This window comes from Actinoplanes sp. NPDC048791 (assembly GCF_040650095.1).
Lineage (GTDB): Bacteria > Actinomycetota > Actinomycetes > Mycobacteriales > Micromonosporaceae > Actinoplanes.
Genome location: NZ_JBEZGQ010001684.1, coordinates 1 through 1,155, shown reverse-complemented (window position 1 = coordinate 1,155; position 1,155 = coordinate 1). Strand labels below are relative to the sequence as shown.

Below are 1,155 nucleotides of genomic sequence, written 5' to 3'. Positions count from 1 at the left end.
CCGGCGAGCAGTTTCGCGGCGGCGGGGTCGTGCACCGGTCGTTCGGCCAGGGAGTCGAGGTAGGGCCCGGCGGCCGCGGACACCTGGGCGAGCGCCCCGGACGCCGCGTCGCGGTCCAGCAGAGGATCAGCCATACCGGCAGCCTCGCGCATCCCGCCGGACGGCGACAGCAAGCGACGCGAAACCGACGCCGATTCGGCCGAAGGTGGGCCTGACTGGGTTCTTCGTCCGGATCGGCCCGCGAAGGGTATCGCTGACCCCCGCGCACATGTTCTGCTCAGATCCGCATGCGCGAGACCGATCAGGGTGGCGACACGTCGAGAAGGGGGACCTGCCGATGCGCTGGCCGCGAGCCACAGCACCGGCTTGGCCCGTGCACGCCGCGACCGCGGCCGCCGTGCTGGGCGCCGGCGTGGCGTACGCCCTGGCCGGGCCGGACGGACGCCCGGTGGTCTACACCCTCGTCTCGGTGCTGCCGATCCTCACCCTCCTGGCGGCGCTGGCCAGCGGGCACCTGCCGGACCGCCGGCCCTGGCTGCTCGCCGTCGTCGGCCTGGTCCTGCTCTTCGCCGGTCAGCTGCTCTTCCCCGGCTGGGTCAACGAGCCGCACCTGGGCCGGGCCCAGGGTTCGGCACTCGACCTGACCCAGTCCACCGCCCACCTGTTCTTCCTGGTCGGCGTGGCCGCGGCCGTACGCCGGCGGGCCAGCGCGGATCCGGGCGGCATCATCGACGCCACCCTGTTCGGGCTGTGCGCCGGCGGGCCGGTCTGGGAGTGGGTCATTCAGCCGCGCCTGCCTGCGGCGGCCCAGCCCTTCGGTGAGGTGCTGCTGCTGGCCGATCTGCTGGTGCTGTGCGGCGTCATCGGCTGCGTGCTGCGGATCGGCATGATGGCCAAGCCGGGCCGCGGAACCCTGGGATATCTGCTGGTCACCGGGGTTCTGACGCTGGCCGCCACGGCCACCGGCACGCTGACCTCCGGCTCGGGCACCGTGTGGAGCACCGGGGTGATGATGGCGGCGTACCTGACGCTCGCGGCGGCGCCGCTGCATCCGGACGCGCCGGCGATCACCCTGCCGCTGAGCGCCGGGCCGGGCGCCGGGAACCAGCGCCTCGGCTGGCTCGCCGCCGCGCTGAGCGCCAATCCGCTGATCGC

1 protein-coding gene is annotated in these 1,155 nt (G+C 74.0%); it reads left to right on the top strand.

Features of this window, described 5'->3' with window-relative positions; translation table 11 throughout:
* Positions 1-373: 373 nt before the first annotated feature.
* On the top strand, positions 374-1,155 hold a 782-nt coding region (locus AB0C29_RS49610; RefSeq protein WP_360835512.1), incomplete at its 3' end, for a hypothetical protein.